This is a genomic window from Actinacidiphila glaucinigra (genome assembly GCF_035918135.1).
Lineage (GTDB): Bacteria > Actinomycetota > Actinomycetes > Streptomycetales > Streptomycetaceae > Actinacidiphila > Actinacidiphila glaucinigra.
Genome location: NZ_CP109144.1, coordinates 6,088,884 through 6,113,031, shown reverse-complemented (window position 1 = coordinate 6,113,031; position 24,148 = coordinate 6,088,884). Strand labels below are relative to the sequence as shown.

The window sequence follows — 24,148 nt, the reverse complement described above, 5'->3', positions numbered from 1 at the left end:
CTTGGCGGCGTGTGCGCCACCCGGCGGCCGGTCAGCGGCGGTTGTACGAGGTCATCAGCGATCGCAGGACGACGGCGCAGACCGCGACCGAAGCGGCGGTGACAGCGACCGCCAGGAGCATCGAGACCAGGACGGCGCCGACGACCAGAACCACGGCGGTCCCGCCGCCGACGAGCGCGACCAGGGCGCCTGGAGTGAGCTGCACGACGGGACGCGACGGGGCGGGAGCAGCAGGCACGGGCGTCGTCACCGTGACCTCTGAGACTTCCTGAGAGACCGTCGATCGCGTGTCGAGCGGGATGACGGCGCCGGTCGGGGTGGGGTTGGTCGGGATGGTCGGGCGGAACATGGTTGTTCTCCTCTCGGGTTACTTGATGACGGAGTCGACGACGGGGGCGAGCAGGCTGTCCGCGATGAGGTAGCCGCCGAGCAGCAGCACCAGGACCAGCCACATGGGCGGTCGTGCGAGCTTGCAGCCGAGGTAGCCGACGACGATGAGGGCGAACCAGAGCGGGACGTCCATGCCGGGGCCTCCTAAACGACCTTGCAACGGTGGGTGCGGGCAGCCAGCTGGGCGGCGGAGGAGCTGGAGTAGTCGGCCGACCAGCCGCAGCGGTCGTTGGTGCACACCGCGGCGTGCTTGGTTCGGCCGTGGCGGTCGCGGTGGGTCCCGATCTGTACCGGGCCGATCCGTAGAACCGAGTGGAAGTAGTCACGGGCGGGCATGGGGTGTCTCCCTTCAAGGTCAGGTGAGCTGGGCGGCGATGGCGTCGGCCATCGGCGCAGGGACGCCGAGACGGACGCGCAGGGTGTCGGTGTCGATCGGTGCACCAGTACGGGCGCGGTGTTCGTCGGCGACCTTGCGTGCGTGGGCGACGAGCGCGGCCGGGACTGCGGGGGTGGCCGGCGGGGGCGCGGGCAGTGCCGGGGCGGTGGCGGGCGCTTCGACGGCTTCCGGCACGGACTCGGGGGCGCGTTCAACGCCGGTCGCTTCGGTCTCAGCAGGAGTCGGCTGCGGCCGGGGGCCGGGGGCGTGGACCAGGAGGGTGCCGCCGAGGAAGGCCAGGGCAGGCCATCCGGCGACGAGGATGCTCAGCCAGTCGGGTACGTGGTCCAGGTCGAGGAGCCCCGCGGTGGCGATGTTCGCCCCGAGGGATGCGGACAGGGCCACCGCGAACCACAGCCATGCGGCGCGGACGGGTGCGCCGTCGGTGCGGAGGATGCGGAGCCGTCGCCAGGCGGCAACGAGAAGCAGGTCAACGCTGATGGGGTAGGCCCAGGCTTTCCAGCCGCTCTGTCCGGCTGCGGCGGCGAGGTCATGTAGGTGGGCGAAGGACAGTGCCCCTGCGATGACCGCTTGCACGAGCACCGCGTCCACGCGCAGAGACCGCATGATCGTTCTCCTCCGAGGTCAGGCCGCTTCGGTCAGCTGGGCGGGTGCGTGGAGCGGCTTGGGCGGGATCACGGGCGGCAGGGCGGGCCGGAAGGCGGCGAGTTCGGGAAGCTCCGGTGTGAGGTCCGCGTGGCGGTTGCAGACGTTGGCCGCGTGCCGCAGCGAGGTGAGCGGTGTCCGGGTGCGGACCCAGCCGCCGGCGGAGTCGGCTGCGACGGCGACGCCGGGCGTCTCGGTGGGGATCTGGATCGCAGCTAGGACGGCGTCCGGGGCGATGTCGCCGAATGCCATGTTGGCGCTGGTCTCGTCGTTGACCCGGTGTGCGGTCCGGCCGGTGAGCTGGGCGCGGAGCATGGTGATGCCCTTGCCGAGTTCGGAGCCGAAGCGTTGTCCGCACACCTCGACGTAGATGCCGGCGGCGCGGCCGAGCTGGGCGAGGCTGACCAGGGTGGTGATGATCCGGTCGCGGCGCTTCTCTTCCTCCTTGGTGGCGTAAAGGGCCAGTTCCGCCACCTCGTCGATGAGGAGCACGACCGGCACGGGCCGCAGGTGCTCGGGCAGGTCCCAGATGTCGGCGGCGATCTCCGCGTCGGGGATGTCGGCGCTCACGCGCTGTTCGCGGCGTATGAGCTGGTAGACGTCCGTCATGCGGTCTGCGAGCGCGTCCAGCAGGTCAGCGGCGGTGTCGGGGTTGTCGGCCAGCGCCGAGAACCGGCGGGCCAGCGGGGAAAGCTCGACGCCCTGCTTGCAGTCGATGCCGACCAGTGCGACATGCTGCTTGGCGAGTTCAGTGACGAGCCTGCGCTGATAGACGGACTTACCCGACTGCGTGGCGCCGATGTTGAGCGCGTGCGGCACCTTCCGGTAATCCCGGTAGTGGACCTCCCCGTCATCGCGCAGCGCGACAGGTACGCGCATCGGTGTCGCGTCGACCTTCGCGGGCATCTGCACCCGCTTGAGGACGTCGTAGCCAGTCATCCGCAGCTCGACCACACCGGAGCGGATCTCGCGGGCGGTGACCGCGTACATGGCGAAGGAGTGCCGCAGTCGGTCGGAGGCCGCCGCGAAGTCGAAGGCGTCCTGTCCGGGGCGCATCTTCAATCGCAGCACCAGGCCGGTTCGGGTCGGCCGCACGCGCAGGACGCGGGGAGCCCTCGGCCCCGGCATGGGGCGGTTGGCGGCCCGGGCGAGCGCCAAGCGCCAGCGGGACGGGGGGACGGTCAGCCCGCAGGCGTCCATCACCGAGCTGTAGCGGACGGCCACCCGGAGCAGGGCAAGCGAGACCCCGAACGTCAGCCAGTACCAGGCGGGGCGCCGCCACCGCAGAACCAGAGCGGTGGCGACGACCAGCAGCAGCGCGACCGTGAAGCGGGTCATGGGTCAGGCCGCCTTCGCGGTGCCGGCGGCGAGCGAGGTGACCGCAACCGCGCGGAAGCTGATGCCATGGCGGCGCTGGCCGTTGAACTCGTTCTCCCACGGCCGGGCCACCAGGCCGGTCAGCGCGACGGGCGTGCCCATCACCAGCTCACCGGAGATGCCCGGCTCCGGTACGGCCACCGAAAGGATCTCGACCTCGCCGTTCGCCGCGAACATCACGTCCACGGTCATCATCGTCGCGCCGGTCTCGGCGTCCGTGGCGATCTCACCGGTACGGCGGTCGCGGACCTTGGGCTGGGGTGCCTGGGCCACCATCACGGAGGCGGCGGAGGTGTCCACGGGGATCTGACGCATCGTCTGTCTCCTGTTGGAGTAGGCGTTCCGCCGTCGTTCGGCGGTGACTTCATGAGACCGCGAGAGGTAGTGGACGCATCGCGGTCCGTATGGACGTTTGGGGACGTCTGAGCTATCGTCAAAACGTCCCTGGCGTCCCCCCAGAAGGGCACGACGATGGCGAACGAGCGGTTACGCGCGGCGATTTCGGCAAAGGGCGAGACCATCCAGTCCGTGGCGGACCACGTCGGGGTTGATCCCAAGAGCGTGGAGCGCTGGATCACCACCAACCGCACACCTCACCGGGGCCACCGCTGGAAGGCGGCGAGCTTCCTCGGTGTCGACGAGGTCTACGTGTGGCCATCGGTCCAGAAACAGGCCGAGACGGCGAGCACGTCCGAGCTGATCACGTACTACCCGCACCGCGGAGCGGTCCCGGCGGCCCTGTGGTCATCGCTGATCGAGCAGGCCACCAGCCACGTCGAGATCCTGGTCTACGCAGGGCTGTTCCTCTTCGACAGCCACCCCGACCTCCCCGACCAGCTGGCGCAGAAGGCCGCCGCCGGCGCGCAGGTGCGGATACTGCTGGGCGACCCGGACTCGGATGCGGTCCGTCAGCGCGGTGATGAGGAGGGGATCGGCGGGGACCTGGCCGCGCGAGCCCGGATCACGCGCCGCTACCTCGAACCGACCATGGCCACACCAGGCGTGGAGGTCAGGTCGCACGACACGATCCTGTACAACTCCATCTACCGATTCGACGACGACGTCCTGGTGAACCCGCACGTCCTCGGAGCTCCCGCCGGCCAGAACCCGGTCCTGCACTTCCGCTATCTGCCCGGCGCCCGCACCTTCCGGCACTACATGCGCAGCTTCGATTACGCCTGGGAGTGCGGGACTCCCGCCGTCCGATGACCGCCGACCTGCCCTTGTTCGCCGAGGTGTTTCCGGAGCTCGCCGCCGACATCCTGCGCCTGCTCGAGCCGGATGGCGGGGTCCTCAGCGAGCAGATCCCGACGCTTCGGTACTACGGCGTATGCACCTGCTCCGCCACGTGCGACAACCTTCTGACGGCTCCCCAAGGCTCGCCCACTCCCTACATCTGCCAGCTGGAGGAGGACGACGAAGTAGTGATCTGGCTCAGCCTCGACCCTACCGGTACGGTCATCGTCGACATCGAGGTCCTGGACGGGAGATCGCTGGAGCCGCAGTACCGGTCAGCACCGGCGGATACCTCACTGCGGAGAGCTGGTCACGTGAGGTAGAACGGCGGCATGGACGTCGCTGAACTGGAACGACTGCTGGATGAGGCCTTCGATCACGCTGTCGTGGACCACGGATACGCCGACTACATGCGCGACTACGAAGTCATCGTCTACATGACTGCGGATCCTCAAACCGGCGTCGAGCCAGCCCATCGGAGGTACCTCTTCAGGTACTGCGTCGAGGCCCGGTGCGAGTCTTCTGTGCCGCCCGAGACTTGGCGTGCCTCCCTCGACGACCGCCTCATCGACCACGAGACGGCTGCCGACCTCGATGGTTATGTCTGGGGCGTCAAGTGGCATTGCATGTACCCGGGCGCGTCGATTCTCCCTGAGTCAGAAGCGGCTCGTCGTTGGTCCCGAGCCACCGGGCTCGACTTTCATGAGGTCTGCATCGAGACGAACGCGCACCGTCTGACCTTGCTCTTCTCTGACTTGCGCGTCAGTGAGGTTCCGACCGGATACGCCCCCTTCACCACGCACTGAAGGAGGCAGGTCGTGTGTGCGAGGCTGGACACATGGCCCGCGTCGACTACTTCAACGACCCAAGCGCCCCGAAAGCGAACAGCATCGTGCCCTCGGTCACGGCGGTCGCGCTCAACGAGGCCGGGGAGATCTTGCTTATCCACAAGACCGACAACAACCTGTGGGCACTGCCAGGCGGAGGCGTCGACGTCGGGGAGTCCGCGCTGGCCGCAGCCGTGCGGGAGACGAAGGAAGAGACCGGGTTCGATGTAGAGGTGACTGGCCTGGTCGGCATCTACACCAACCCGGCCCACGTCATGGCTTACGACGACGGCGAGGTGCGGCAACAGTTCTCCATCTGCTTCCACGCCCGCATCACCGGCGGCGAGCTCCGCACCAGCAGCGAGAGCAAGGAAGTGGCGTTCGTACCCCCGAGCAAGCTGGGCGAGCTGAACATCCACCCGTCGATGCGGATGCGGATCGACCATGGCTTGGCCAGTCGCGCCGAGCCCTACATCGGCTGATCGACGAGACGGGCCTGCGTTCTCTCGACAGCTGCCCGCAGGTACGGGCGCGCGTTGCTGATCGCCGTGTGCACTTCGCTGCCCGGCACGTACCGGACCAGGATCTCGTCCATGCGCTGTTCGAAGTCGAAGGCCTGGCCGGCGGGACCCGTCGTCATGTCGGCGCAGATGAGCGCATCGAGCAACGGAGAGTCCTCCTGCTCATACACGGCCAGCTCCACCGACAGTCCCCGCTGTTCCGCTTCATAGACGGCGCCCGAGTGATGGGCGACCAGGCGCACGAGCCGGTCGGGTGCACCGAGAGATTCCAGGTGCCGAGCACCGTCGACCGGATGAAAGCCGGTGTCTCGCAGCTCCGGGGCGTAGCCGATGTCGTGCAGCCACGCGGCGGCCACGAGGAGATCACGCTCATCCGCCGGCACGGCCGCGGACACCTCGCGGGCACGCGCTGCAACGGCCTGCGTATGCAGCCATCGGTTCCCAAGCGGCGGCAACAACGACTCGGCCAGTTCGGCCGCTCCCTGGGGCGTGTCCAGCGCAGAAGGCATGGACCGCACGGTAGCCGAGCACCTTGGACACTCGACAGTCCTGGAGCTCCATGAGTTGATCAAGGTGCAATAGAACCTCGCCCCTCTACGCTTCAGCAGGTGAGTACATCCCAGGTATCGGCGTCAACGACACCACTGCACTCGGTATCCGTGGCCGGAGCCGTAGTGCGCGAAGACGGCCGGCTTCTGGCGATCCGCCGTGCCGACAACGGCACTTGGGAGCTCCCGGGCGGCGTCCTGGAACTGGACGAGTCGCCCGAGGACGGGGTCAAGCGCGAGGTCTGGGAAGAGACCGGCATCCACGTCGAGGTGGACCAGCTGACCGGGGTCTACAAGAACACCACCCGCGGCGTCGTCGCCCTGGTCTTCCGGTGCAAGCCCTCCGGCGGCACCGAGCGCACCTCCGACGAGTCCACGGCCATCGATTGGCTCACGCCCGAAGAAGTCGCCGAGCGCATGTCCGAAGTCTTTGCAGTCCGACTGCTCGACGCCCTCGATGGCGAGGCTCCCCATGTGCGGAGCCACGATGGCAAGCGCCTGAACCCCGCCTGATGGCCCTCCGTAGCATGTCCCGGTGACGAGCGAACCAGAGCACACCACGACTGCGGTGATGCGGTCTCTGCCTAAGCCGGAAGCGATCCTCCGCGACACCGACTGGGCCAGTCTGGAGCACCTGTGGGGTCCAGCAGGCGACGTACCCGCTTCGCTGGCGGCCCTGCGCGGTACCGATCCGATCGTCCACGCGCGCGTCATGGACAAGGACCTCGATTGCCTGCGCCACTCAAACGGCGTCTCCCCGGCCACGGTGCCCGCGGCGTTGTTCATCGCCGCGATCCTTCCCGAGCCAAGTACCGAGGTCGAAGGGACCTACTACTCCTGGGAACATCCAGTCGGAGGGGAACGGCGCAGCCTGCTCCGTGCGGAACTGCTCGAATGGCTGGCGTCGCTGGCCTACGACACCGACGACGAGTTGTACGGCAAGCTACTGAGGCGGGGCGAGGTCTCACCGGAGATCGAGGCGGTACGGGCCTTGCGGCCACTGTTCTTCCAGGCAGTGGCCCCCCTTTTGGACGACGCTAAGCAGGCCGTGCGTCACGCGGCCCTCATGACAGCCATCTTCCTCGCCCAACACCCCGATCTGGCAGGCCACCGCCCTGACCTAGCCATCCGTGCCCGGGATCTGCTGGCGACCTGCGAACGCCCCCAGTACTACCGACACAGCGCCATCGACGGCCTCAAGGCTTGGGGTGAGCCCTACGAAGACCTCATGCGACCTACCGACGTTCGTCCGCCGCGGCCGACAGAACAAGATGGATCGCCGTGGGGTGATGCGGTCTCCATCGACGACCAACAGTCCGGCTGCAGCGACGACCCGCCCTTCTAGGCCACCCGACTCAGCCCAACGCACTTGCCGAGCCGATAAGTCCGCCGGTCTGACGCCGGGTGATGCTTGACTGCTGGCCTAGACGATCATGAAGCACCGCTGCGCGGTAAGACTTTCTCTACTTCATCAAGGCGCTCCCGCCGCGCAGAGCGCGGCGGCGCGCGGCCCGGCGCCTCGGGCCGCCGCTCCTGTCTTCGCCCCGCTCCGGCCCGGCCGCCGGCCGCCCGCCAGACGGCGAACGGTGGGCTGAGGAGAAACCTGCTGTGGCTGGGGGCTCCGCGGCTTTAGCCACCTCCCCGGTCCGGGACCCGCGCCGAGCAAGACCAGGGGGCCACTCGCACACATTGCGGGCAGGGGCAAGCCTGCCCGAGTTGCCAACCAGCGTACGGCCCCCTGATCATGCTCGGCCCCAGCCCAGGCAGGCCACCGGCCAAACCCGCTCCGCCAATCGGGCTAGGGATGAACTAGCGGGATGCTTCGACAACGCCGCCGCGGAGAGCTTCTGGGCCTTGCTCAAGGAAGAGATCGGCACCCGTACCTGGCCCGACCGGGCCACCGCCCGCGCCGAGGTCTTCTCCTTCATCGAGACCTTCTACAACCGCCGCCGCCTACGCAAGCACCGCACGTTCGGCTACCTCACCCCGGCCGAAACCAGGCAACGGCACCAGCAACGCCCTCGCGGCATAACGATCACGTGTCCGAGATCACGGGGAAACTTCATCGATCCCGGTGTGGTCGCATCTCAGCCCTGCGAGAACGCAAACTTCTCATAGGACTGGACGGAGGACGATCGAGCCCTGAGCATGCCGTAGCCAGTGCCTGTGTAGGCCAGCTCAGCGCTCACGTACTGGCCGTTGGCGAGAGACTTGATAGTGCAGTAGCTAGGGCAGCGGACTTCGAACTTCTCGAAACTCTTGACGTCGGCGCTACGCGCCCGGAGCATGCCTGCGTCGGCGCCGGTGTAGTTCTTCTCGGCGCTTACATAACTCATGGTGCCATACGAAAAGAGGGTGTAATACCCGTCCATCGGGCAAAGGGAGAATTTCTCCCAAGACCCGCCAGAGGACGATCTAGCCCGGAGCATGCCCTTGACATATCCGTCATAATCCTTCTCCGCGGCAACAAAAAGACCGTTGGCTGTGGACTGGATCTTGATATCGTCACAGTGGTCAGTGCCGAGATCCCAATCAGGGTAGGCGGTTACAGTGACCGTGCCCGACTGGGCAGGAGTGGCGGTCGCGGAAGGCGCAACAGTCAGCGCGACCGCCACTCCCGCGGCGGCAATACCGAACTTGCCGACGATGTTTTTGAGGTTCACATTCCTGCTTTCATTGATCCTTTGCCGAACTTATACAACGACCTGCCACCAACAACCAGTGGCTGCCATGGTGTACAGGACATTGCAGAGCATCCGGCCGTGGTTAACCACGGTTGACAGACGGCGGCGAAGAAGAGCCGTCTGTCACCGTGGCAGCACTCCACAACCTAGAGTGACCGCTCGGTCGGCCAGGGAGGCTTCACCAAACTCTAGGACGAGACCAATTCAGCCGCATAGAACATGCGCGCCAAGCTTACCCGTCAGGAACGTACCTCGATCGCCGATCCTGCTCCCTGCAGCAAGCTCCCTCAGCCGCGTACTAGGTCGGGATGGGCGGTGAGTTGCCGGAAGCCGGCGGACTTATGCCAGGGTGAGCGGACCAGGGTGCCGGAACCGTTTCTGCGTACCCCTTTGCCGCCGCTTGAGCCGCGGGTGGCCGCGAGAAATGTCTGAGCGAGCATGGCTAGGGCCGGGATTCGGTTCGGGTGTCATGGCACCGCATGAACTGCACCAGGTGGGCGTGCGCGCTTCTACTGTCCACGTCCAGGATCGGCGGCGTTCACAGCGCGGTTCAGAAGGTGTAGCCGCGCTACGGCGGTGGAGCGCGGCTATTTTCGAAGGTCGCAGTTGACTAGATGATTGGATCTGGCGCGCTCCTTCTATGCTCTCGCCATCTCGCCCTCTAGATTTCTCCGGGGTGGTAGTTGTGGCTGCAGACCTTCTGGTGGCCGTTGGATTACGACCTCTGGGGCCGGGGCTCGCTCCGGCGCAGCATGCGCTCGGTTCGGCAGACCAACGCCTCAGGCAAGCAGCAGCGGATCTCTCCGCGAAGACGATCGAGGACCCTAGTGAACCAGCTCAACGACGAACCCATGGCGGACGTCCGGGACATGTATATGGTGCATACCATGTTGCGCCGCGAGTTCGGTCTTCTCCCGCAACTCATTAGGGACGTTGCCCCGGACGACATCAAGCGATCCGAGGTCGTGGGCGCCCACGCCGAGTTCGTCTGCGAAGTCCTGCACCTTCATCACGAGGGCGAGGACGTCGTGCTGTGGCCGCTGCTTCACCAGCGTGGCGGCAAGGAGGCCGAGGACGTCGTGCCTGTCATGGAGCGGCAGCACCACGGTATCGAGTCCGCCAACGCGGAGGTCCTGCGCCTGCTGCCGCAGTGGCGTTCCACCGCGCGCGCCGGTCAGGAACTTGCCGAGGCGTTCGACCGGCTGCAGGCTGCGCTGCTGGAGCACATGGCCATGGAGGAGGAGCGGATCCTCCCTCTGGCCGAGAAGTACGTTACCGCGGCGGAATGGCGACGGCTCGGCGAGCACAGCCTCGAGAAGTCAGCAAAGAAGTCTCTTCCGCTAGCCTTCGGCATGGCGATGTATGAGGGCGACCGAGAGGTCGTCGCGGGCGTCCTCGCCGAGGCTCCGCTGCCAGTCAGGCTGCTTATGCCTGCGATCGCGCGACGTCGGTTCGCCAGGCACGCTACGCGGGTTCACGGTACGCCGACGCCCCCGCGCGCCACCCACTGAGTACGGCCCCGCCTGCGCGCGAGTGCCATGTTTTGACGCAGGGGCCCCTGGACGTCTGGCGAGGGGCAGGGCTTGATCAAGTTCCTTAAGGGTCCGGTTTGTTGGTGATGTCCAGAAGTGGGAGTGCTCGTTCGGGTTAGTCGCGGATTGCGCGGGTGGTTTTGGCGATGTTGTCGGCATAGCTCACCAACAGATCGTCCAGGGCGGCAGAAGCCGTTCACCACCCGTGTCGAATGCATGTCGAGGGCGCCGAACGTTCCCGCTTGGCGTTCGGGGAACGCCAGGTCAGAAGGGGTGCGCCCGTGATCCCACCCGGCGCCTTCTAAGCGCTTGCCGGGTGCGACGGCTCACAGAACCGGCCCAGTACGCAGGTAACAGCGGGGAACCGCAACGCGAAGCCCGCGTACGCCCCCTGGTCATGCCTTGGCCGGATCGCCACCTTGCGTGTCGTGCACGTAGCTGTCACACAGGAAGGAAGGCGGGGTGGGCCAGGGGAGGGGCGATACTGCATGCCTGGATTCGATGCCGGCGCGGCAGCGCCTTCAGCGTGGGCAGCACGAAGATTTGGTGAGCAAGCTGGCGCGCTCGCGGCTCGGGTGCCAGTGCAGCTGGGCAAGGCCCATGCGCGGGCTCGCGAGGTACATCTGGCTGCGCGATTGAAGAAGCGGAGCCCCTACGGCTCCACCCTGGCGGAGGCGGTCCGCGAAGAATTGGCGGTCGCGGCCCAGGAGCTGGGTGGAGCCGTACGCGTCGTACGTGGCTACGACTATGCCGTGATCAACGACCACGCCCTCTTCCCCTACAAGTACGCGAACCGCCCGACAGCGCTGGACCGCGCCCGGCTCCCCTCTGGTGCATCCTCGACCCGCCGGCGGATGCTGATTGGGCACGGGCCGGAGCCACAGGAGGGTCTGTTCGCACTCGATGACGACCTCACGTCCGAGGAGTACGAGAAGCTCCATGAGGCGTTCGAGGAGCTAGGGGCGTCCACGAAGCTCGTCTGTGTCTTCTTCACCGCTGACGCAGAAGGCGGTATCCACGCCATTCATTGGGGCGAGGCCCACTTGGAGCCTGACCGGACCTTCACGTGGCTGTACAACGAGCCCCTACCTGTGGCGGGCTTGCTGCTGGAGTGACTGCCGCCGGTAGAAACTCTGACATCTGCAGCCGACATCAACGAGGACGTACGCCAGCGGATCGGGTCGGCTGCTGGTGGGCTCCGACGCCATCGATTGCCAGTGATACGAGCAGGCGCAACCAACCCCCGCTGGAACTTACAAGGCGGTGGTCCTGCGTGTGGGAGGACATGGTTCCTGCGCAGGTGGCCGCGTACAGGCCGCCCAGCAGTGTCGGATCATTATGGGTACGGCGGAGTCCGGCACCGAACGGCTCAACACCTCCCACTGCGCATCAGGCGGGGATCCAGGCGGGCCACCACGGCGGAATGTTGCTGGGTGGGCAAAGCCCAGAATCGCTGAAAGAACCGTCGAGAGTCCCCTCTGTCTTGAAGTACCACCAGGCCAAGAGGGTCAGCGTCGTTACGACCAGCGCCATCGACACACACACCCGTAGAGCGGTCGGCGCACGGAAGGTCAGTAACCAGGCGACACCGTGCAGGACGAGCGCACACAGGCCGTAGCCGACTACGTGCTCGGGTAGCTCGACGTACCAGAACCCGAACCGGTCGCCGGCCTCCATCCCAGCGTCGCAGTACGTCCGCGCGCTGAAGACCAGCAGCCAGGCTCCGTAGCCCGCGAACATCCCGAAGATGGGCGCGCTGACCCAGGGTATCCACGCATGCGACCGCGACTTGGTTGGGCTCATGATCTGGCATGACGCCATAGCGCCGTTTCCAGTTACACGTGCCACAACCGTGCCACATCAGAAGGTCAACCACGGTCAACGTCGGCCCGCTGCGGTCGAGATGCCTCGCTGAGCTGGGGACCCAGCAGACCTGATCTGACCTGCGCACCCTCGATAGCCCTGACCACCAGGCTTACAAGGCACTGTCGGCGGTTTCGAAACCGTCCACGCCGACCAGTGAGGAGACCGCCGGCCGCTCATGGCTCGGGGTCTTTGGCATCCGGACCTGTGGCGTCCCGCAGGCGACGTACCCGCCTCGCGAGTCTGTTTCAACCCCGGCAGTCAGATCGCAGTGGGGATGTAGGGCGATGCTGCGAGCTGTGCCATCGTCCGAAGTTTCCTGAAGTAGGAGGCGCAGTACTCCTCGTTGATCAGGGGCACGATCTTGTCGAGGTCGGCGATGCAGCCCCAGAGGGAGGCAATGCCCCTGTCGTTAAGTCCGCCGTTCAGTTCTCTATGCACGAGGCCGGCGACGTCGGCGTCCAGGAGGACCAGGTCCACGCCGTCGAAGTCCACGCCGCGGAAGCCGTCGGGGAACAGTGTGCGCAGGTGGTCCCTCCACAGCCGCGCGAGTCCGCCAAGGGGCTGTGCTCCGCCCGGCGGGGTGGCTGTCGCCTCTGCTGCGGACGGTGGGCGAAGGAGCAGGGCGACGGCATTGAAGACGGCACGCACCATTGCGACCGCTTGGGCCTGTCCGATGGCGGCCGTGGAGGCCCTGCCCGTCGCGGCGAGGGTGTTCCGGCCGTAGCGACGGCGCGGAGCCGAATCCGCCGGACGTTGTTCCGCCGAAGCACTCCCCCTCAAGGCCGGACGAAGACCCGACCCGTGCGCCGCCGCTTGGCGGACCCGGCGAGATGCCCCGCCAGGTCCGCCGACCCGGACAGCCGTACACAGCACCAGCGTCTGTCTGCCGGTCTGCAGGAGTGCTCGGACACCGTCAGCGAGCCGCTTCCCCCTTGGGAACGCGATTACCGCCAGGGCGTCCTGTGGAGCGGACGCCCTGGGCCCTGGCCCGGCGCCCCGGTCCCCACCTGCGGTGCGGGGCTCACGCTGACACCGGGCTGGTTCACCGTGCCCGGGGCCTGTGCGACTCCGTTGGCCCACAGCTGGTCGACGCGCGAGCGCTCGGTGGCGTCCGGATAGCGGTTGGTGCAGGACGGGCCGGGGCCGCCGCCCGACATCAGCTCACTGCACGGCCCGCTGTAGTCGTCCGCCAGGCCCAGCACATGCCCGGTCTCGTGGGTGACGACGCGGAGCGAGTCGTCCTGCCGGTTCTGGGTGTAGTCAAGGAAGACGTAGCCGCTTCCGTGGCCGTTGGTGGAGGCGTACGACCCTCGCGAGTCGTTGCCCTCGTAGTAGGAGAAGTCGGCACCGCTCGAGGCCTCTTGGAGCTTGACGTTGGACACGGAGCTGTTCCATATCGAGGCCGCGCTCGATATCTGCGAACGGAAGCTCGGCGCCTGGGAGTCGTCGTAGTAGACGGTCACCGCCTGCGCGGCGGGCTGGGCGGCGCGCTTCTCGGCGACCGACTTGAGCACGGCCTCGAAGAACGCCTTGTTGTTCCCGGCCTCCCCGGCCGACCCGTCGTACCGCGCCACGGAGGTACCGGCGGAAGCGGACGGAGTGGCGGCCGTCTGGGCGCTCGCCGGCACCGCCGCGGCCAGCGTGCCGGAGGCCAGACCCAGGCCGAGAGCGAGGGCGAGGAGCCGCGGGGACGTTCGGGACGACTTCATGCGAAGGCTCCTACTCACTCGGTGACGCCTAGCGTCCGGTGCGCGGTCGACTCCGCGTGAACACCGGTTTCGAACCGCAGCGACGTCCTGTGGGTGGTCATTGTTAGGACGGCTCCACAGGGAGCGCAAAGGGTCCTGCCACTACGTCGCCTCGTAGGTCCCGGGACCTCACCGGGGCCGTGCGCGGATCTCCGGTCCGCACATCGCCGCGGGAGAAAATAACTGACGTAACGTCAGAAGCCTTACGTCACCCGACAGCGAGCGTGTGGGTCGGCCGGGCGAATTCCGGGAAGCGCGACAGAATCCACATTCGGGCAAAAATGGACAAACACTTATATCTCTGCCACGTCGCATCTACTAAGGGCGCCGGTTGGTCGGTGGAGCGTTGTGACCGATGTCATAGAACGTAGGCTTCCGTCTCTTTCGCACTCCACCGGCCGCGAGCCGCCTCCGGAGAGCCACCCTCGGCGCCGGGCGGCATCCCCCGCCGCTGAGCCGGCGGCGCCCAGTCCTGATCAGGACGGAAGCCGGGCCCGTCGTACCGGTCGGCCGCCATGGGCTCGCTCCTCCCACCTCGATGCCAGGCTCCGTGCCGTTCGAGCAGCTCGATCAGTGCCCGGACGTGCGACCCGTCGACCGCCCGGTCAAAGGGCGGGACGTGGTCAGCACCTGCGATGCCACCACGCCAGATCCGGATCCGTCAGGGACTCGTGGTGCGTTCGTCCGAGAAGGACCGCGTCCAGGCGTTCGACCTGCCCCCGGCGTTCGGTGGCGGCCCCCGGCGGAAGCCGGAGCAGGGCCTGTTGCAGCTTGTCCCGGGCCCAGCCCTCGCCACAGCATGGGCACGTGAACTCGGCCTCCCAACGCCTCCACCGGCGCTTGGTGCCGTGCACGCGCACAGACCACACACTCAGCGCCGCCGACACGATGCCCGGAGACAGCCGCTCCCGTTCGAGCGCGCGGATGGCGGCATTCGCCGCCCCCGACAGACCCGGAACCTCGCGACAACGAATCCAGGGCCCTCCCCATCCGCGATCTCGCGGCCGAAGCGAAGCCGGTCTTCTACGCGGCACGGCCCCTTCGGATGCACGCCATGGGCAGCATCTTCCCGCTCAGCCCAGTTGCTCGGCCAGTCCGACGATGATGCCCTCCGGGCCGCGGAGGTAGCAGAGCAGATAGCTGTCCTCGAACCGGGCGATCCCGCCGACGAGTTCGGCGCCGTGAGGGCGCAGGCGGGCAACGGTGTCCTCGATGTCGTCGACGGCGAACATGACGCGGTGCGTGCCGAGGATGTTGTGCGGCCGGTTGCGCGGCCCCGCGCTGGTCGCCGCGGGGCTGCGGTACTTCGCCAGCTCGAGCCGGCTGTGACCGTCCGGGGTCCGGACCATCGCGATGTCGCAGCGGACGCCGTCGAGTCCGGTGCACTGGTCGGCGACGCGGCCCTCGACCTCCGCCCGGCCCTCCAGCTCCATGCCGAGTTCCACGAAGAACGCGATGGCGGCTTCCAGGTCCTCGACGACGATGCCGACGTTGTCCATCCGCTGAATCGCCATGCCGGCTTCTCCTTCTTCCTCGTGCGGCCGGTGGTGGCCGCTGATGCCCCTGGGACGGAGCCGGTGGCACGTTCTCGACATCCGCAGACCGCCGGACTCCGGGAAATCCGGGTCGCGCCTCAGGTGAGCCTTGCCGGCCGCAGAGAAGAGCATGGCGCAGAAGCTCACATGCCTGCCGCGCCGGCGGCGCCCGCGGAAGCCGGATGAGCGTCGCATCGCGGGCGGCGATGCGCTCGCGTGCCTGGTCACGGCGGCGCAGGTGCGCTCCGCCGGTGCGCGGGGTCGCGGTATTCCGGTCTTCAATTGTCACTCGCATGCCATACGCTGCCACTCCGGCGTCCGCGCACCCGTGTCGGTGCGAGGGGGGACGCGCGGCCTGTTCTTCTCCGCCCGGCGAGCACCGGGCTTCTTCTGTGGGGGTCACATCACTGTGCGCAGGCGCAGCATCTCGACCGCGACGGCACTCGCGCTCGTACTCAGCTCCGCGGCCCTGGTAACGGGCCTGGCGGGTCCGGCGGCGGCCGACTCCGCGAAAACCCTTCCCGTGAAATCGATCGGCGCCATCGTCGTGGACGGCGCCCACCAGCGCGTGTACGTCTCCGATCCGACCGGCGGCAAGATCGTCGTCACGGACTACGCGGGCACCGTGAAGGCGACGCTGACCGGGCTCTCCGGCGTGACCGGCCTCGCGCTGTCCGCCGACTCCGGCCAGGTGTACGCGGCCGTGAAGAACGCCGACCGGATCATCTCGGTGGAGACGGGCACCTACACCCAGACCGCGAGTTACCCGGTCGGCGCGGCTCCCCTCGACCTGGAGGTGGTGGACGGCCGGATCTGGTTCGCCTACGGCACCGACTTCGGCTCGCTCGACGTCTCCGGAGCCGAGCCCGTCGTCCACCTCGCCCAGCGGGGCGACATCGACTTCTCCGGCGCCTTCGGGATGTTCCTGGCGTCCGATCCGGCCGTCCCCGGCGTGCTGGCGGCGGGCAACGGCGCCGACCTCGCGGTGTACGACGTCACCGCCGACGGGGCCACGCTGCGGGTCAAGGGCGGCATGGACACCGCCGTGCGGCAACTGGACCTGACGCCCGACGGCAGCCAGGTCCTCACGTCGTGGGGAGACCCCGACATGGGGTACGGCATCGGCGCCTACTCGACAACGGACCTCACCGAGCAGGCCGGTTACCCCATCAACGCCTACCCGAACGCCGTGCGGGTCGCGCCCGACGGCAGCGTCGCGGGCGGCAGCTTCTCCTGGTACGAACCCGACGTCCACGTCCACCGGCCCGGTGACCCCAAGCCGACGCGGGAGTACGACTTCCCCAACACCGGCAACAGCAGCGGCGCCGACACCCTCGTGGACGGGGCGCTCGCCTGGGCGCCGGACGCGAGCCGGCTCTTCGCCGTCTCCGTGAACACCTACGGGACCTACACCCTTCGCGCCCTGACCGACCCCACCAAGGAGCTGCCCACCCTCAAGGTGTCGGCCCCCGGCAAGTCGGAGCGGGCCAAGAAGCTCACCGTCACGGGCAAGCTGACCTCGAAGACGCTCCTGGCGGCGGGCACCAGCCTGAAGGTGACCCGCACGGACATCGAGTCGCCGAACGGCAAGGCACTGCCCGCCGTGACGACGAAGGCGGACGGCGGCTTCTCCTTCACGGACACCCCCGCCGCCGGCGGCAAGGTCACCTACAAGGTCTCCTACGCGGGCGACGCCACGCACACGCCCGCCTCCGGCTCCGACGCGGTGGAGGTCTCGCGCAAGGCCACCGCGCTCACCCTGAACAACAACGGCAAGCTGTACTCGTACGGCAAGGACGTCGTCTTCACCGCGCACCTCGGGACGACGTACAAGAGCCGCACCGTGGCGATCTACGCGGACCCGTTCGGGACGGACAAGCCGAAGAAGCTGCTGAAGAGCGCCAAGGTCAACTCCAAGGGCAACGTGTCGGTGACGGTCGACATGACCCGTGACACCAACGTCACCGCGGTCTTCGCCGGCGACGCCCGCTCCGCCTCCAAGACCGTGAAGTCGACGGCGTACGCCCGGGCGAAGGTCTCCACGGCCGTCTCCAAGCACTACAAGACGGGCAGGATCGGCGCCACGACGTACTACTGGTTCCACAAGAACACCGACCCGGTGTTCACCACGACGATGAACTACTACACCGGCCGGAAGCAGCGCTTCGAGCTCCAGGTGTACTACCAGGGCTCCTGGTACGGCGCGGGCTCCCAGTACTTCGCCCTGGGCAAGAACGGCAAGTCGGCCGTGCGCCTCGAGGCGGCGGGCGAGTCCGGCATCCGCGCCCGGATGCGCTCGTCGTACGTCAACGGCTCCTCCGGCGACAACGTCAACTCCACGACGCACGGCGCCTGGAAGTACTTCGTCTTCACCAAGTAGGCCCGTCCCGGCCCCGGATGTCGCGTCCGCGAACCCCGGGAAGCGGGGAACGCCGCAGGCCCCACCGCATGTGGTGGGGCCTGCGGCGTTCACGCCCGGTCCGGGTACCGCGAGGCGGATGAGCCCCCGCGCCTGACGGATGGGGCTCACACGAAGCCGCGCGGACCGGTGGCGTACGGGCTCGGTCAGCCGCATCGCCGGCGGTGCCGTGCGGCGGCCGCATCCGCGCTGTCCACTCGTCGCGGGAATCGCCGGCGATCCCGTCGAAGACGGTGCCGGTCGCCGTGTGGACGCGGGGCCGCGGGGCCGCGGGGCCGCGGCCTCCGGGTCGAGGCCCGTCGGGGACCGGCTCCGTCTTCCGCACCGGCCCGGTGTGCGTCTCGATGACGGCCAGGGCGTCGGCGGGGATCTCGGTGAGGCGGTGCGCCGGCATGACCGGAGGGTCCCGGAGTGCCGTCCCGGTGAGTCTCGGCGCCCACACCTGCGACCCGGCCCGGAAGCCGTTCCGCCGGGTGGGCTCACCCGTTTGCCGACGGGCGCTTCACCCACCTGGCCGCAGTGCTGGCGGTGCTGGGGTGTGTCCGCCGTTCGCCGTGCTTCCATCCCGTCAGGAGGCACACATGATGCGTGAGGACCGACAGCAGGACACCCACTCGCAGGCGGGTGCGTCACGGCGGCATCTGCTCGCCGCGGCCACTCTGGCGCCGTTGCTGGGCGGGGCGATCTCCGCGTGCGCGCCCACCGGGACGTCGAAGCAGCACAACCACCCGTCGGTCATGCCCGTGCGCACCGCCCTGACGGACTGGAAGGAGGTGGCCCTCGCGCTGGGACGGACGGGCGACATCAGGCGCGAGTTCATGTACCACACGGGCCTGCCGCGCCGGGACCTGAACGTGGTCTCGCAGGGCGTCACCGTCAAACCGGGGCTCGCACTGGGCTCGCACGTGTCCTTCGTCCGCTACGCCGACGGGAACACGCTGCTGATGGGCGACGTGGTCGTCACCGAGAAGGAGATGCAGTCCTTCACCGACGTGCTGCACGAACGCAAGATCGAGCAGACCGCGATCCACAAGCACCTGCTGTCCCAGACGCCCGAGATCTGGTGGGTCCACGTCCACGCGCACGGCAAGGACCCCGTGGCCATCGCCAAGGGCCTGCGCGCGGCGCTCGACCGTACCGGTGCCCCGCCCCCGGGGCGGCCGGACCACAGCAAGCCGCGCGAGCTCGACATGGACGTGGCCGCCATCGACAAGGTGATGGGCGTCAAGGGCGGCATCGACGACGGGGTCTACAAGAACACCTTCGTGCGCCGGGAGACCATCATCGACGCCGGCATGGTGCTGCCGCCGGGCCTCGGATCGACGAGTGCGATCAACTACCAGCCGCTGGGCAACGGCCGGGCCGCGGTCAGCGGCGACTGCGCCATGATCGCCAGTGAGGTCCAGAACGTCCTGGCGGCCCTCAGGAAAGCCGGATGCCAGCTCGTCGAACTGCACAACCACGGGCTCGTGGACGAACCGCGGCTGTTCTTCGTGCACTTCTGGGCCGTCGGTGACGCGGTCAAGCTCGCCAAGGGGATCCGCAAGGCGTTGGACGCCACCAACGTCAAGGGCATGGCGGTGGAGATCGGCTGACCACCCGGCCGTCGGCGGGTTCGCGTGTCCCGACCGCCGCTCCACGCGGGATTCCCGCCGTGGACGCGGCGGTCGGCTCCTTCTCCCCCCGGTGTACCGTCTCGGCAGACGATCACGGGGGGCGAGGGACATGGCGAGACGGTGGTACACCGCCCTGGGTGTGAACCTGCTGCTGGGGATTCCGGGCGTGGTCCCGATCTGGATGCTCTGGTACATCGCCTCCAACTGGCCGCTCGCCGACCTGGGACTGACCCGGCGGGAGCCGACGGAGAACGACGGCATCATGCCCGCGCTGGTGCTCTTCGGACCCGTCGTGCTCCTGTACGCCGTGCTCTGGTGGATGGCGAACCGGCCCCTCGCCGCACGGACGGCGCTCACCGCACGCGGCTTCTGGCTGCTCAGCGTGCTGGCCACGTTCCTGCCGACGGCGGCGCTGATCGCCAACTCCTGATCCCCCTGGTGACGGCGGGCGGCCCCGCCGGTCGCCGCCTGCGCGGCCCCGCCCGCGGGCGGGGCCGCGTGGCCCGCGGGCCGGGTCAGGCCGGCGTACGGACGGCGGGTCCTGCCGCGGCGGGCCGGGGGGTGACCCGGCGGCGGCGGGTGGGGATGCCCATCGTCGGGTTGGCGACACCCCAGACGGCACCCTTGCAGACGAGTTCCTTGTAGACGGCGGCGAACCGTCCGGTCATGGCCGAGCCGACGGCGCGGTCGTCGGCGGTGACGAACTGGATCAGGCCCTCCTTGCGGCCCAGCGAGATGCACTGGTTGAAGTACCGCAGCGGCACATTGGGGAGCTTGCCGCCGGTCAGGCGGGCGGCGATGGCGTCGGCGGCCTGCCAGGCGGTGGGGATGCCCGAGGCGCACGACATCCGCAGCGGCTTGCCGCCGGGGCCCATCGCCATGGCGGCGTCGCCGATGGCGTAGACGTCCGGGTGGGAGACCGAGCGCATGGTGCCGTCGACCACGATCCGGCCGCTGTCGGTGGTCTCCAGGGTGGTGGCCCCGGCGATGGGGTGGACGGCGAAGCCCGTGGTCCACACGGTGACCGCGGCCGGGAGCGAGGTGCCGTCGGCAGTCGTCACGTGGTCGGCCTCGACGGCGGTGACGGCGGTGTGCTCGTGCACGGTGATGCCGAGCCGGTCGACGACCTTCCGCAGGTGCCGGGCGCCCTTCGGGGAGAGCCAGTCGCCGAGGCCGCCGTGGGCGGCGAGGGCGACGGCAAGGTCCGGACGGGCCTCGGCGATCTCGGTCACGGTCTCCAGGCCGGTGAGGCCGCCGCCGACCACGAGGACGGGCCGTCCCGCCTCCAGTCCGGCCAGGCGCTCGCGCGCGCGCAGCGCCCCGGCGCGGCCGGCGATCTCGTGGGCGTGCTCGGCGGCGCCGGGGACGCCCTGCTCCTTCCAGCCGCTGCCGAGGGCGTAGACGAGGGTGTCGTACGCCAACTCCTCTGTGCCGTCCGCACTGTGGACGGTGACGGTGCGGCGGTCGGCGTCGACGGCGGTGACCTTCGCCGCCCTCAGTTCGACGCCGGTGCCCGCGAACATCTCGCCGAGGGGCCGGGGCGTGAGGTCCTGGCCGGCGGCGAGCTGGTGCATGCGGACGCGCTCGACGAAGTCGGGCTCCGCGTTGACAAGGGTGATGGCCACGTCCTCGCGGCGCAGCCGCCGGGCGATGCGCCCGGCGGCGCTGGCTCCGGTGTAACCGGCTCCGAGGACGACGATGCGGTGCTGCATGTCCTGGCTCCTGTCTGCTCTCCAGCGGATTCGCCACTTGAACCGGGCGGCCCGCCGTTTCCTGACAGGAACGTGATGTGAAGCACGTCACACAGGGATCAGAAGGCGTGGAGCAGGGGTTCCCCGTGGTCGTCGGCCGCCCATCGCCGGGTGGCGCGTTCGAGCTTGTCGGGGTTGACCTGGTTGCGGACGGCCGCGATGCCGCCGGCGGTGACCTCAAGGCACATGACGCCGACGATCCGGCCGTCGACGACCGCAACGGCTGCGGGGCCGCCGTTGACGGCCGTCACGTGGACCTCGGCCGAGCCGCCGACCAGGGTGCGCTTGGCCGTGCCGGGCTTGAACAGACCCCGCAGGAACTTCGCGACGGCGAGGGCGCCTTCGAACGCCTTCGCGCGGGCCGGGACCTTCCCGCCGCCGTCGCCGACCGCGACGGCGTCCTGGGTGAGCAGCCGCACCAGCGGTTCGGTCCGGCCGCTGGTGGCGGCCGCCAGGAACTCCTCGACGACCCGCCGGGCCGCCGCCTCGTCGATCCCGGCGCCGGCGCCGCGGGCCCTGCCGTCCGCGACGTGCTTCTTGGCGCGGTGGTGGATCTGCTGGCTGGCGGCCTCGGTGATGTCGAGGATCTCGGCGATCTCGCGGTGCGGGTAGGCGAAGGCCTCCCGCAGCACGTACACCGCGCGCTCGTTGGGGGTGAGGCGCTCCAGCAGGACGAGGACCGCGTACGAGACCGATTCGCGCTGCTCCGCGGTGTCGGCCGGGCCGAGCATCGGGTCCCCGGCGAGCAGCGGTTCGGGGAGCCACTGGCCGACGTAGGTCTCGCGCCGGGCCCGGGCCGAGGTGAGCTGGTTGAGGCACAGGTTGGTGAGCACCTTGGTCAGCCACGCCTCGGGGACGTCGACGCGGTCGACGTCGGCGGCCTGCCAGCGCAGGAACGTCTCCTGCACGGCGTCCTCGGCCTCGCTCGCGGAGCCGAGGAGACGGTAGGCGACGGCCTCCAGGCGGGGCCTGGACGCCTCGAACCGTTCCACGTCGTGCGGGGTCAGGGCCATGGCCCGGATCCTAGCCCCCAGGCAGGCGTGCGTCAGCGGTTGACGTCGAGGCGGACGACGGCGCCGATCTCGACGAGCTGGTCGGGCAGCGCCAGGTCGGACACGCCCATGACGGTGCTGGTCGGGCGGTGGTCGCCGCAGTACGCGGCGTGCAGGCGGGCGGCGGTGTCGAAGTGGTCCCGCAGGCCCCGTACCAGGACGGTGGTCTCGACGATCTGGTCGCGGCGGGCGCCGAAGTGCTCCAGCACGCGGTCGAGGTTGTCGAGGGTGGTCCTCATCTGCAGTTCGAAGTCGCCGGTCCCGATGAAGGCGCCGGCGCTGTCGTGTGACAACTGCCCCGAGATGTAGAGGGTTTCGCCGGCCTGGACGGCCTGGCTGTACCCGTAGAGCGACTCCCACGGCATGCCGAAGTCGAATGCGCTGAGCTGGACGGTCACGGTGTCTCCTCGTCGTCGACGGAACGGCCCCGCGTCAACGGGGGCCGACAGCTGAGACCGGAGCCGCCGTGGGGGTGTGACAGGAGCGACGCGACCGCGGCGCCGGCCGGAGGGCCCGTGGCGGTTCGTCACGGGCCCTCCGGCCGGGTGGGGCGTGCCGCGGTGGCCGCCGGGGGCGGTGAGCCCTCAGCGGAAGGGGAAGAACCCGCCGCCGAAGCCGCCGCCGAAGCCGCCGATGGGGACGACCACGGGGACGACCACGGCGGGGACGAACCCGCCGTAGAAGTTGTTGCCGTAGAACCCGTTGCCACGGAAGCCGCCGATGCCGCCGAAGCCACCGCCGCCGCCCTGGACGTAGTTCGTCACAGCTGCCTGAGGGGCGACTGAGGTGACGGTCTGCGGTGCCGCATCGGCGGTGCCCGCCGCGACAAAGGCGAGCATCGGTGCCGCGAGCGCCGCGGCGACAGTCCGGCGGACGGTGATGTTTGCGCGCATGTCAATCTCCTTCGTACGGGAAGATTGGTGGACAACGGCCGTGCCATTTCCGACCGTCGTCGAACCGGCTTCGTGTGCCTGGAGCCGGTAGGACGAGGGGCACGTGACCCACGCGTTCTCGCTCACCGGGCAGGGACGCCGTGATGCAAGGCGGCAAACGCCGAGGAAATGACCGTGACACGGGTGAGGCCCGGAGTCAAAAGAAAGCGCCGCGACGCAGCGTCATCGGGGCCGCTTTTCCGCAGGTCAGAGCCTGTGTGATCGGCTCGCCGGAAATCTTCTGGCCGCTCGGGAGGGCGGTTACGCACGAGCAGCCCATGGCCACGGCAGGGGGTCCGCGGTCACCCTCCGCGGCCGCCGGGACCGCGGCGCGCATCCCCGGCGCCGCGCCCGGCGACGGGACACGTCGGGCTGTGTCGCCTCAGCCGCCGCGGCGCTGCGCGGCGCTCCGCAGCCGCGGGCGTGCGACCGGGCGGGCGTCCCCGCGTGCGGGAGCACGGCCCCGGGCGGGCACGAGCAGTCGATCATGACGACCGTGGAACCGGGGGCCTGGTGATCTCGATCGGGGGGCGGCCGCACGCCGCGCTGCCGGCTCCGGTGCTGGACCCGCCGGGCGAGCACCCGCACACCTCGGGGCGGACGACCCCGGTCACCATGACCGACAGCCGTCCCGGAACGCCGGCTGGACGGCCTTCGGCCCGGCCGGCGACTTCGCGGGCCCGGTCGGCGCCGGCATCCCCGCGAGCAGCCCGACCCGGGCTCGGGCGGTCGTGGATCCCGGGAACGCCCGGGACGTCACGGCGGGCCCCCGGTCCTCGCCGGCGACGGCGACGGGCTGGGGCGGACCCCGGCCACCGGGACCGGTCCCGGCACCGTGGACGTGGGGGCCAGGCCGAACCCCGATGCGCCTGGCGCACACGGCCCGGGACCTGCACGTCGGTCCTGACGCTCACCGCCCCCGGCGACCCCCACCCATCCTTGACGCGTCAAATAAATGCCTCTATGTTCGATTGACGCGTCAAGCATGAATCGAGCAGGGCGGGCCCCGCACCGTCGCCCGGGGGCCCGCCCGCGCAGTCCGCGCACTCCGCGCAGCCCGCAGGATGAGGAG

The 24,148-nt window shown here is 69.0% G+C and carries 28 protein-coding genes; 12 read left to right on the top strand and 16 right to left on the bottom strand.

Translation table 11 applies throughout. The features are described 5' to 3' along the window. Positions 1 to 31 precede the first annotated feature (31 nt). From OIE69_RS27500 to OIE69_RS27475, 6 genes are read right to left on the bottom strand one after another with little or no spacing between them, the layout of a single operon-like run. Positions 32 to 349 (bottom strand): SpdD-like protein, encoded by a 318-nt coding sequence (locus OIE69_RS27500; protein ID WP_326576512.1) that lies wholly within the window; start codon positions 347 to 349, stop codon positions 32 to 34. 18 nt (positions 350 to 367) lie between these two features. Further along, positions 368 to 523 (bottom strand): hypothetical protein, encoded by a 156-nt coding sequence (locus OIE69_RS27495; protein ID WP_326576510.1) that lies wholly within the window; start codon positions 521 to 523, stop codon positions 368 to 370. Positions 524 to 534: 11 nt separating this feature from the next. Beyond that, positions 535 to 726 carry a mobile element transfer protein gene (locus OIE69_RS27490; protein ID WP_326576508.1) on the bottom strand — a complete coding sequence of 64 codons (192 nt, stop codon included), beginning with the start codon at positions 724 to 726 and terminating at the stop codon, positions 535 to 537. A 19-nt stretch (positions 727 to 745) separates the two neighbouring features. After that, a complete protein-coding gene (locus tag OIE69_RS27485; protein ID WP_326576507.1) occupies positions 746 to 1,393 on the bottom strand; it encodes a DUF2637 domain-containing protein in 648 nt (215 codons plus the stop codon). An 18-nt stretch (positions 1,394 to 1,411) separates the two neighbouring features. Then, positions 1,412 to 2,770 (bottom strand): FtsK/SpoIIIE domain-containing protein, encoded by a 1,359-nt coding sequence (locus tag OIE69_RS27480; RefSeq protein ID WP_326576506.1) that lies wholly within the window; start codon positions 2,768 to 2,770, stop codon positions 1,412 to 1,414. A 3-nt stretch (positions 2,771 to 2,773) separates the two neighbouring features. Continuing rightward, the gene (locus tag OIE69_RS27475; protein ID WP_326576505.1) at positions 2,774 to 3,124 is read right to left on the bottom strand and encodes an SCO3933 family regulatory protein; all 351 of its coding nucleotides are present in this window, start codon (positions 3,122 to 3,124) and stop codon (positions 2,774 to 2,776) included. A 213-nt stretch (positions 3,125 to 3,337) separates the two neighbouring features. On the opposite strand from OIE69_RS27475, the gene OIE69_RS27470 reads away from it, so the two are divergent. Genes OIE69_RS27470 through OIE69_RS27455 form a run of 4 tightly spaced genes read left to right on the top strand, consistent with a single transcriptional unit; the run spans position 3,338 to position 5,354 of the window. Next, positions 3,338 to 4,018, top strand: a complete 681-nt coding sequence (locus tag OIE69_RS27470) for an XRE family transcriptional regulator (RefSeq protein ID WP_326576504.1) — start codon at positions 3,338 to 3,340, stop codon at positions 4,016 to 4,018. Beyond that, positions 4,015 to 4,368: a hypothetical protein gene (locus OIE69_RS27465; RefSeq protein ID WP_326576502.1), complete on the top strand. Its 354-nt coding sequence runs from the start codon at positions 4,015 to 4,017 to the stop codon at positions 4,366 to 4,368. The genes OIE69_RS27470 and OIE69_RS27465 overlap by 4 nt, the downstream gene beginning before the upstream one ends. 9 nt (positions 4,369 to 4,377) lie before the next feature. Continuing rightward, a complete protein-coding gene (locus OIE69_RS27460; RefSeq protein ID WP_326576500.1) occupies positions 4,378 to 4,851 on the top strand; it encodes a YxiG-like protein in 474 nt (157 codons plus the stop codon). Positions 4,852 to 4,883: 32 nt separating this feature from the next. Then, on the top strand, positions 4,884 to 5,354 hold the full coding sequence (locus OIE69_RS27455) for an NUDIX hydrolase (RefSeq protein WP_326576498.1): 471 nt from the start codon (positions 4,884 to 4,886) through the stop codon (positions 5,352 to 5,354). Here the strand turns inward: OIE69_RS27455 and OIE69_RS27450 are convergent. Beyond that, positions 5,342 to 5,902, bottom strand: coding sequence for an HD domain-containing protein (locus OIE69_RS27450; RefSeq protein WP_326576497.1), 561 nt, complete (start codon positions 5,900 to 5,902; stop codon positions 5,342 to 5,344). The two genes, OIE69_RS27455 and OIE69_RS27450, sit on opposite strands and share 13 nt — an antisense overlap. A 150-nt stretch (positions 5,903 to 6,052) precedes the next feature. On the opposite strand from OIE69_RS27450, the gene OIE69_RS27445 reads away from it, so the two are divergent. From OIE69_RS27445 to OIE69_RS27435, 3 genes are all read left to right on the top strand, one after another. Continuing rightward, positions 6,053 to 6,454: an NUDIX hydrolase gene (locus tag OIE69_RS27445; protein WP_326576495.1), complete on the top strand. Its 402-nt coding sequence runs from the start codon at positions 6,053 to 6,055 to the stop codon at positions 6,452 to 6,454. Between the two features lie 22 nt (positions 6,455 to 6,476). After that, positions 6,477 to 7,286 carry a hypothetical protein gene (locus OIE69_RS27440; RefSeq protein WP_326576493.1) on the top strand — a complete coding sequence of 270 codons (810 nt, stop codon included), beginning with the start codon at positions 6,477 to 6,479 and terminating at the stop codon, positions 7,284 to 7,286. A gap of 509 nt (positions 7,287 to 7,795) precedes the next feature. Beyond that, positions 7,796 to 8,059 carry a hypothetical protein gene (locus tag OIE69_RS27435; protein WP_326576491.1) on the top strand — a complete coding sequence of 88 codons (264 nt, stop codon included), beginning with the start codon at positions 7,796 to 7,798 and terminating at the stop codon, positions 8,057 to 8,059. Here OIE69_RS27435 and OIE69_RS27430 read toward each other — a convergent pair. Then, positions 8,029 to 8,604 (bottom strand): fascin domain-containing protein, encoded by a 576-nt coding sequence (locus OIE69_RS27430; protein WP_326576489.1) that lies wholly within the window; start codon positions 8,602 to 8,604, stop codon positions 8,029 to 8,031. The two genes, OIE69_RS27435 and OIE69_RS27430, sit on opposite strands and share 31 nt — an antisense overlap. An 848-nt stretch (positions 8,605 to 9,452) precedes the next feature. Here OIE69_RS27430 and OIE69_RS27425 point away from each other — a divergent pair. Further along, complete coding sequence (locus OIE69_RS27425) at positions 9,453 to 10,136, top strand: hemerythrin domain-containing protein (RefSeq protein WP_326576487.1); 684 nt, start codon at positions 9,453 to 9,455, stop codon at positions 10,134 to 10,136. Positions 10,137 to 10,792: 656 nt separating this feature from the next. Then, the gene (locus OIE69_RS27420) at positions 10,793 to 11,272 is read left to right on the top strand and encodes a hypothetical protein (RefSeq protein ID WP_326576485.1); all 480 of its coding nucleotides are present in this window, start codon (positions 10,793 to 10,795) and stop codon (positions 11,270 to 11,272) included. A 274-nt stretch (positions 11,273 to 11,546) separates the two neighbouring features. Here OIE69_RS27420 and OIE69_RS27415 read toward each other — a convergent pair whose 3' ends face one another. The 4 genes from OIE69_RS27415 to OIE69_RS27400 all read right to left on the bottom strand — a co-directional run bounded on the left by OIE69_RS27415 (position 11,547) and on the right by OIE69_RS27400 (position 15,285). Beyond that, complete coding sequence (locus OIE69_RS27415) at positions 11,547 to 11,960, bottom strand: hypothetical protein (RefSeq protein ID WP_326576484.1); 414 nt, start codon at positions 11,958 to 11,960, stop codon at positions 11,547 to 11,549. A 321-nt stretch (positions 11,961 to 12,281) separates the two neighbouring features. Continuing rightward, positions 12,282 to 12,515, bottom strand: a complete 234-nt coding sequence (locus OIE69_RS27410) for a hypothetical protein (protein ID WP_326576482.1) — start codon at positions 12,513 to 12,515, stop codon at positions 12,282 to 12,284. Between the two features lie 452 nt (positions 12,516 to 12,967). Beyond that, positions 12,968 to 13,732 (bottom strand): snapalysin, encoded by a 765-nt coding sequence (snpA, locus tag OIE69_RS27405; RefSeq protein ID WP_326576480.1) that lies wholly within the window; start codon positions 13,730 to 13,732, stop codon positions 12,968 to 12,970. Positions 13,733 to 14,844: 1,112 nt separating this feature from the next. Further along, positions 14,845 to 15,285, bottom strand: a complete 441-nt coding sequence (locus tag OIE69_RS27400) for a VOC family protein (RefSeq protein ID WP_326576478.1) — start codon at positions 15,283 to 15,285, stop codon at positions 14,845 to 14,847. Positions 15,286 to 15,829: 544 nt separating this feature from the next. Here OIE69_RS27400 and OIE69_RS27395 point away from each other — a divergent pair. The 3 genes from OIE69_RS27395 (at position 15,830) to OIE69_RS27385 (ending at position 19,771) form a co-directional block, all read left to right on the top strand. Further along, the gene (locus OIE69_RS27395; RefSeq protein ID WP_326576476.1) at positions 15,830 to 17,686 is read left to right on the top strand and encodes an Ig-like domain repeat protein; all 1,857 of its coding nucleotides are present in this window, start codon (positions 15,830 to 15,832) and stop codon (positions 17,684 to 17,686) included. Between the two features lie 620 nt (positions 17,687 to 18,306). Continuing rightward, on the top strand, positions 18,307 to 19,320 hold the full coding sequence (locus OIE69_RS27390; RefSeq protein ID WP_326576474.1) for a DUF1259 domain-containing protein: 1,014 nt from the start codon (positions 18,307 to 18,309) through the stop codon (positions 19,318 to 19,320). A gap of 130 nt (positions 19,321 to 19,450) precedes the next feature. After that, positions 19,451 to 19,771: a hypothetical protein gene (locus tag OIE69_RS27385; protein WP_326576472.1), complete on the top strand. Its 321-nt coding sequence runs from the start codon at positions 19,451 to 19,453 to the stop codon at positions 19,769 to 19,771. Between the two features lie 85 nt (positions 19,772 to 19,856). Here the strand turns inward: OIE69_RS27385 and OIE69_RS27380 are convergent, their stop codons facing one another. From OIE69_RS27380 to OIE69_RS27365, 4 genes are all read right to left on the bottom strand, one after another. Next, positions 19,857 to 21,053, bottom strand: a complete 1,197-nt coding sequence (locus OIE69_RS27380) for an NAD(P)/FAD-dependent oxidoreductase (RefSeq protein ID WP_326576470.1) — start codon at positions 21,051 to 21,053, stop codon at positions 19,857 to 19,859. 98 nt (positions 21,054 to 21,151) lie between these two features. Further along, complete coding sequence (locus tag OIE69_RS27375) at positions 21,152 to 22,105, bottom strand: RNA polymerase sigma-70 factor (RefSeq protein WP_326576468.1); 954 nt, start codon at positions 22,103 to 22,105, stop codon at positions 21,152 to 21,154. A gap of 32 nt (positions 22,106 to 22,137) precedes the next feature. After that, the gene (locus OIE69_RS27370; RefSeq protein ID WP_392567683.1) at positions 22,138 to 22,509 is read right to left on the bottom strand and encodes a RidA family protein; all 372 of its coding nucleotides are present in this window, start codon (positions 22,507 to 22,509) and stop codon (positions 22,138 to 22,140) included. A 219-nt stretch (positions 22,510 to 22,728) separates the two neighbouring features. Next, on the bottom strand, positions 22,729 to 23,037 hold the full coding sequence (locus OIE69_RS27365; RefSeq protein ID WP_326576464.1) for a hypothetical protein: 309 nt from the start codon (positions 23,035 to 23,037) through the stop codon (positions 22,729 to 22,731). Between the last annotated feature and the right edge of the window lie 1,111 nt (positions 23,038 to 24,148).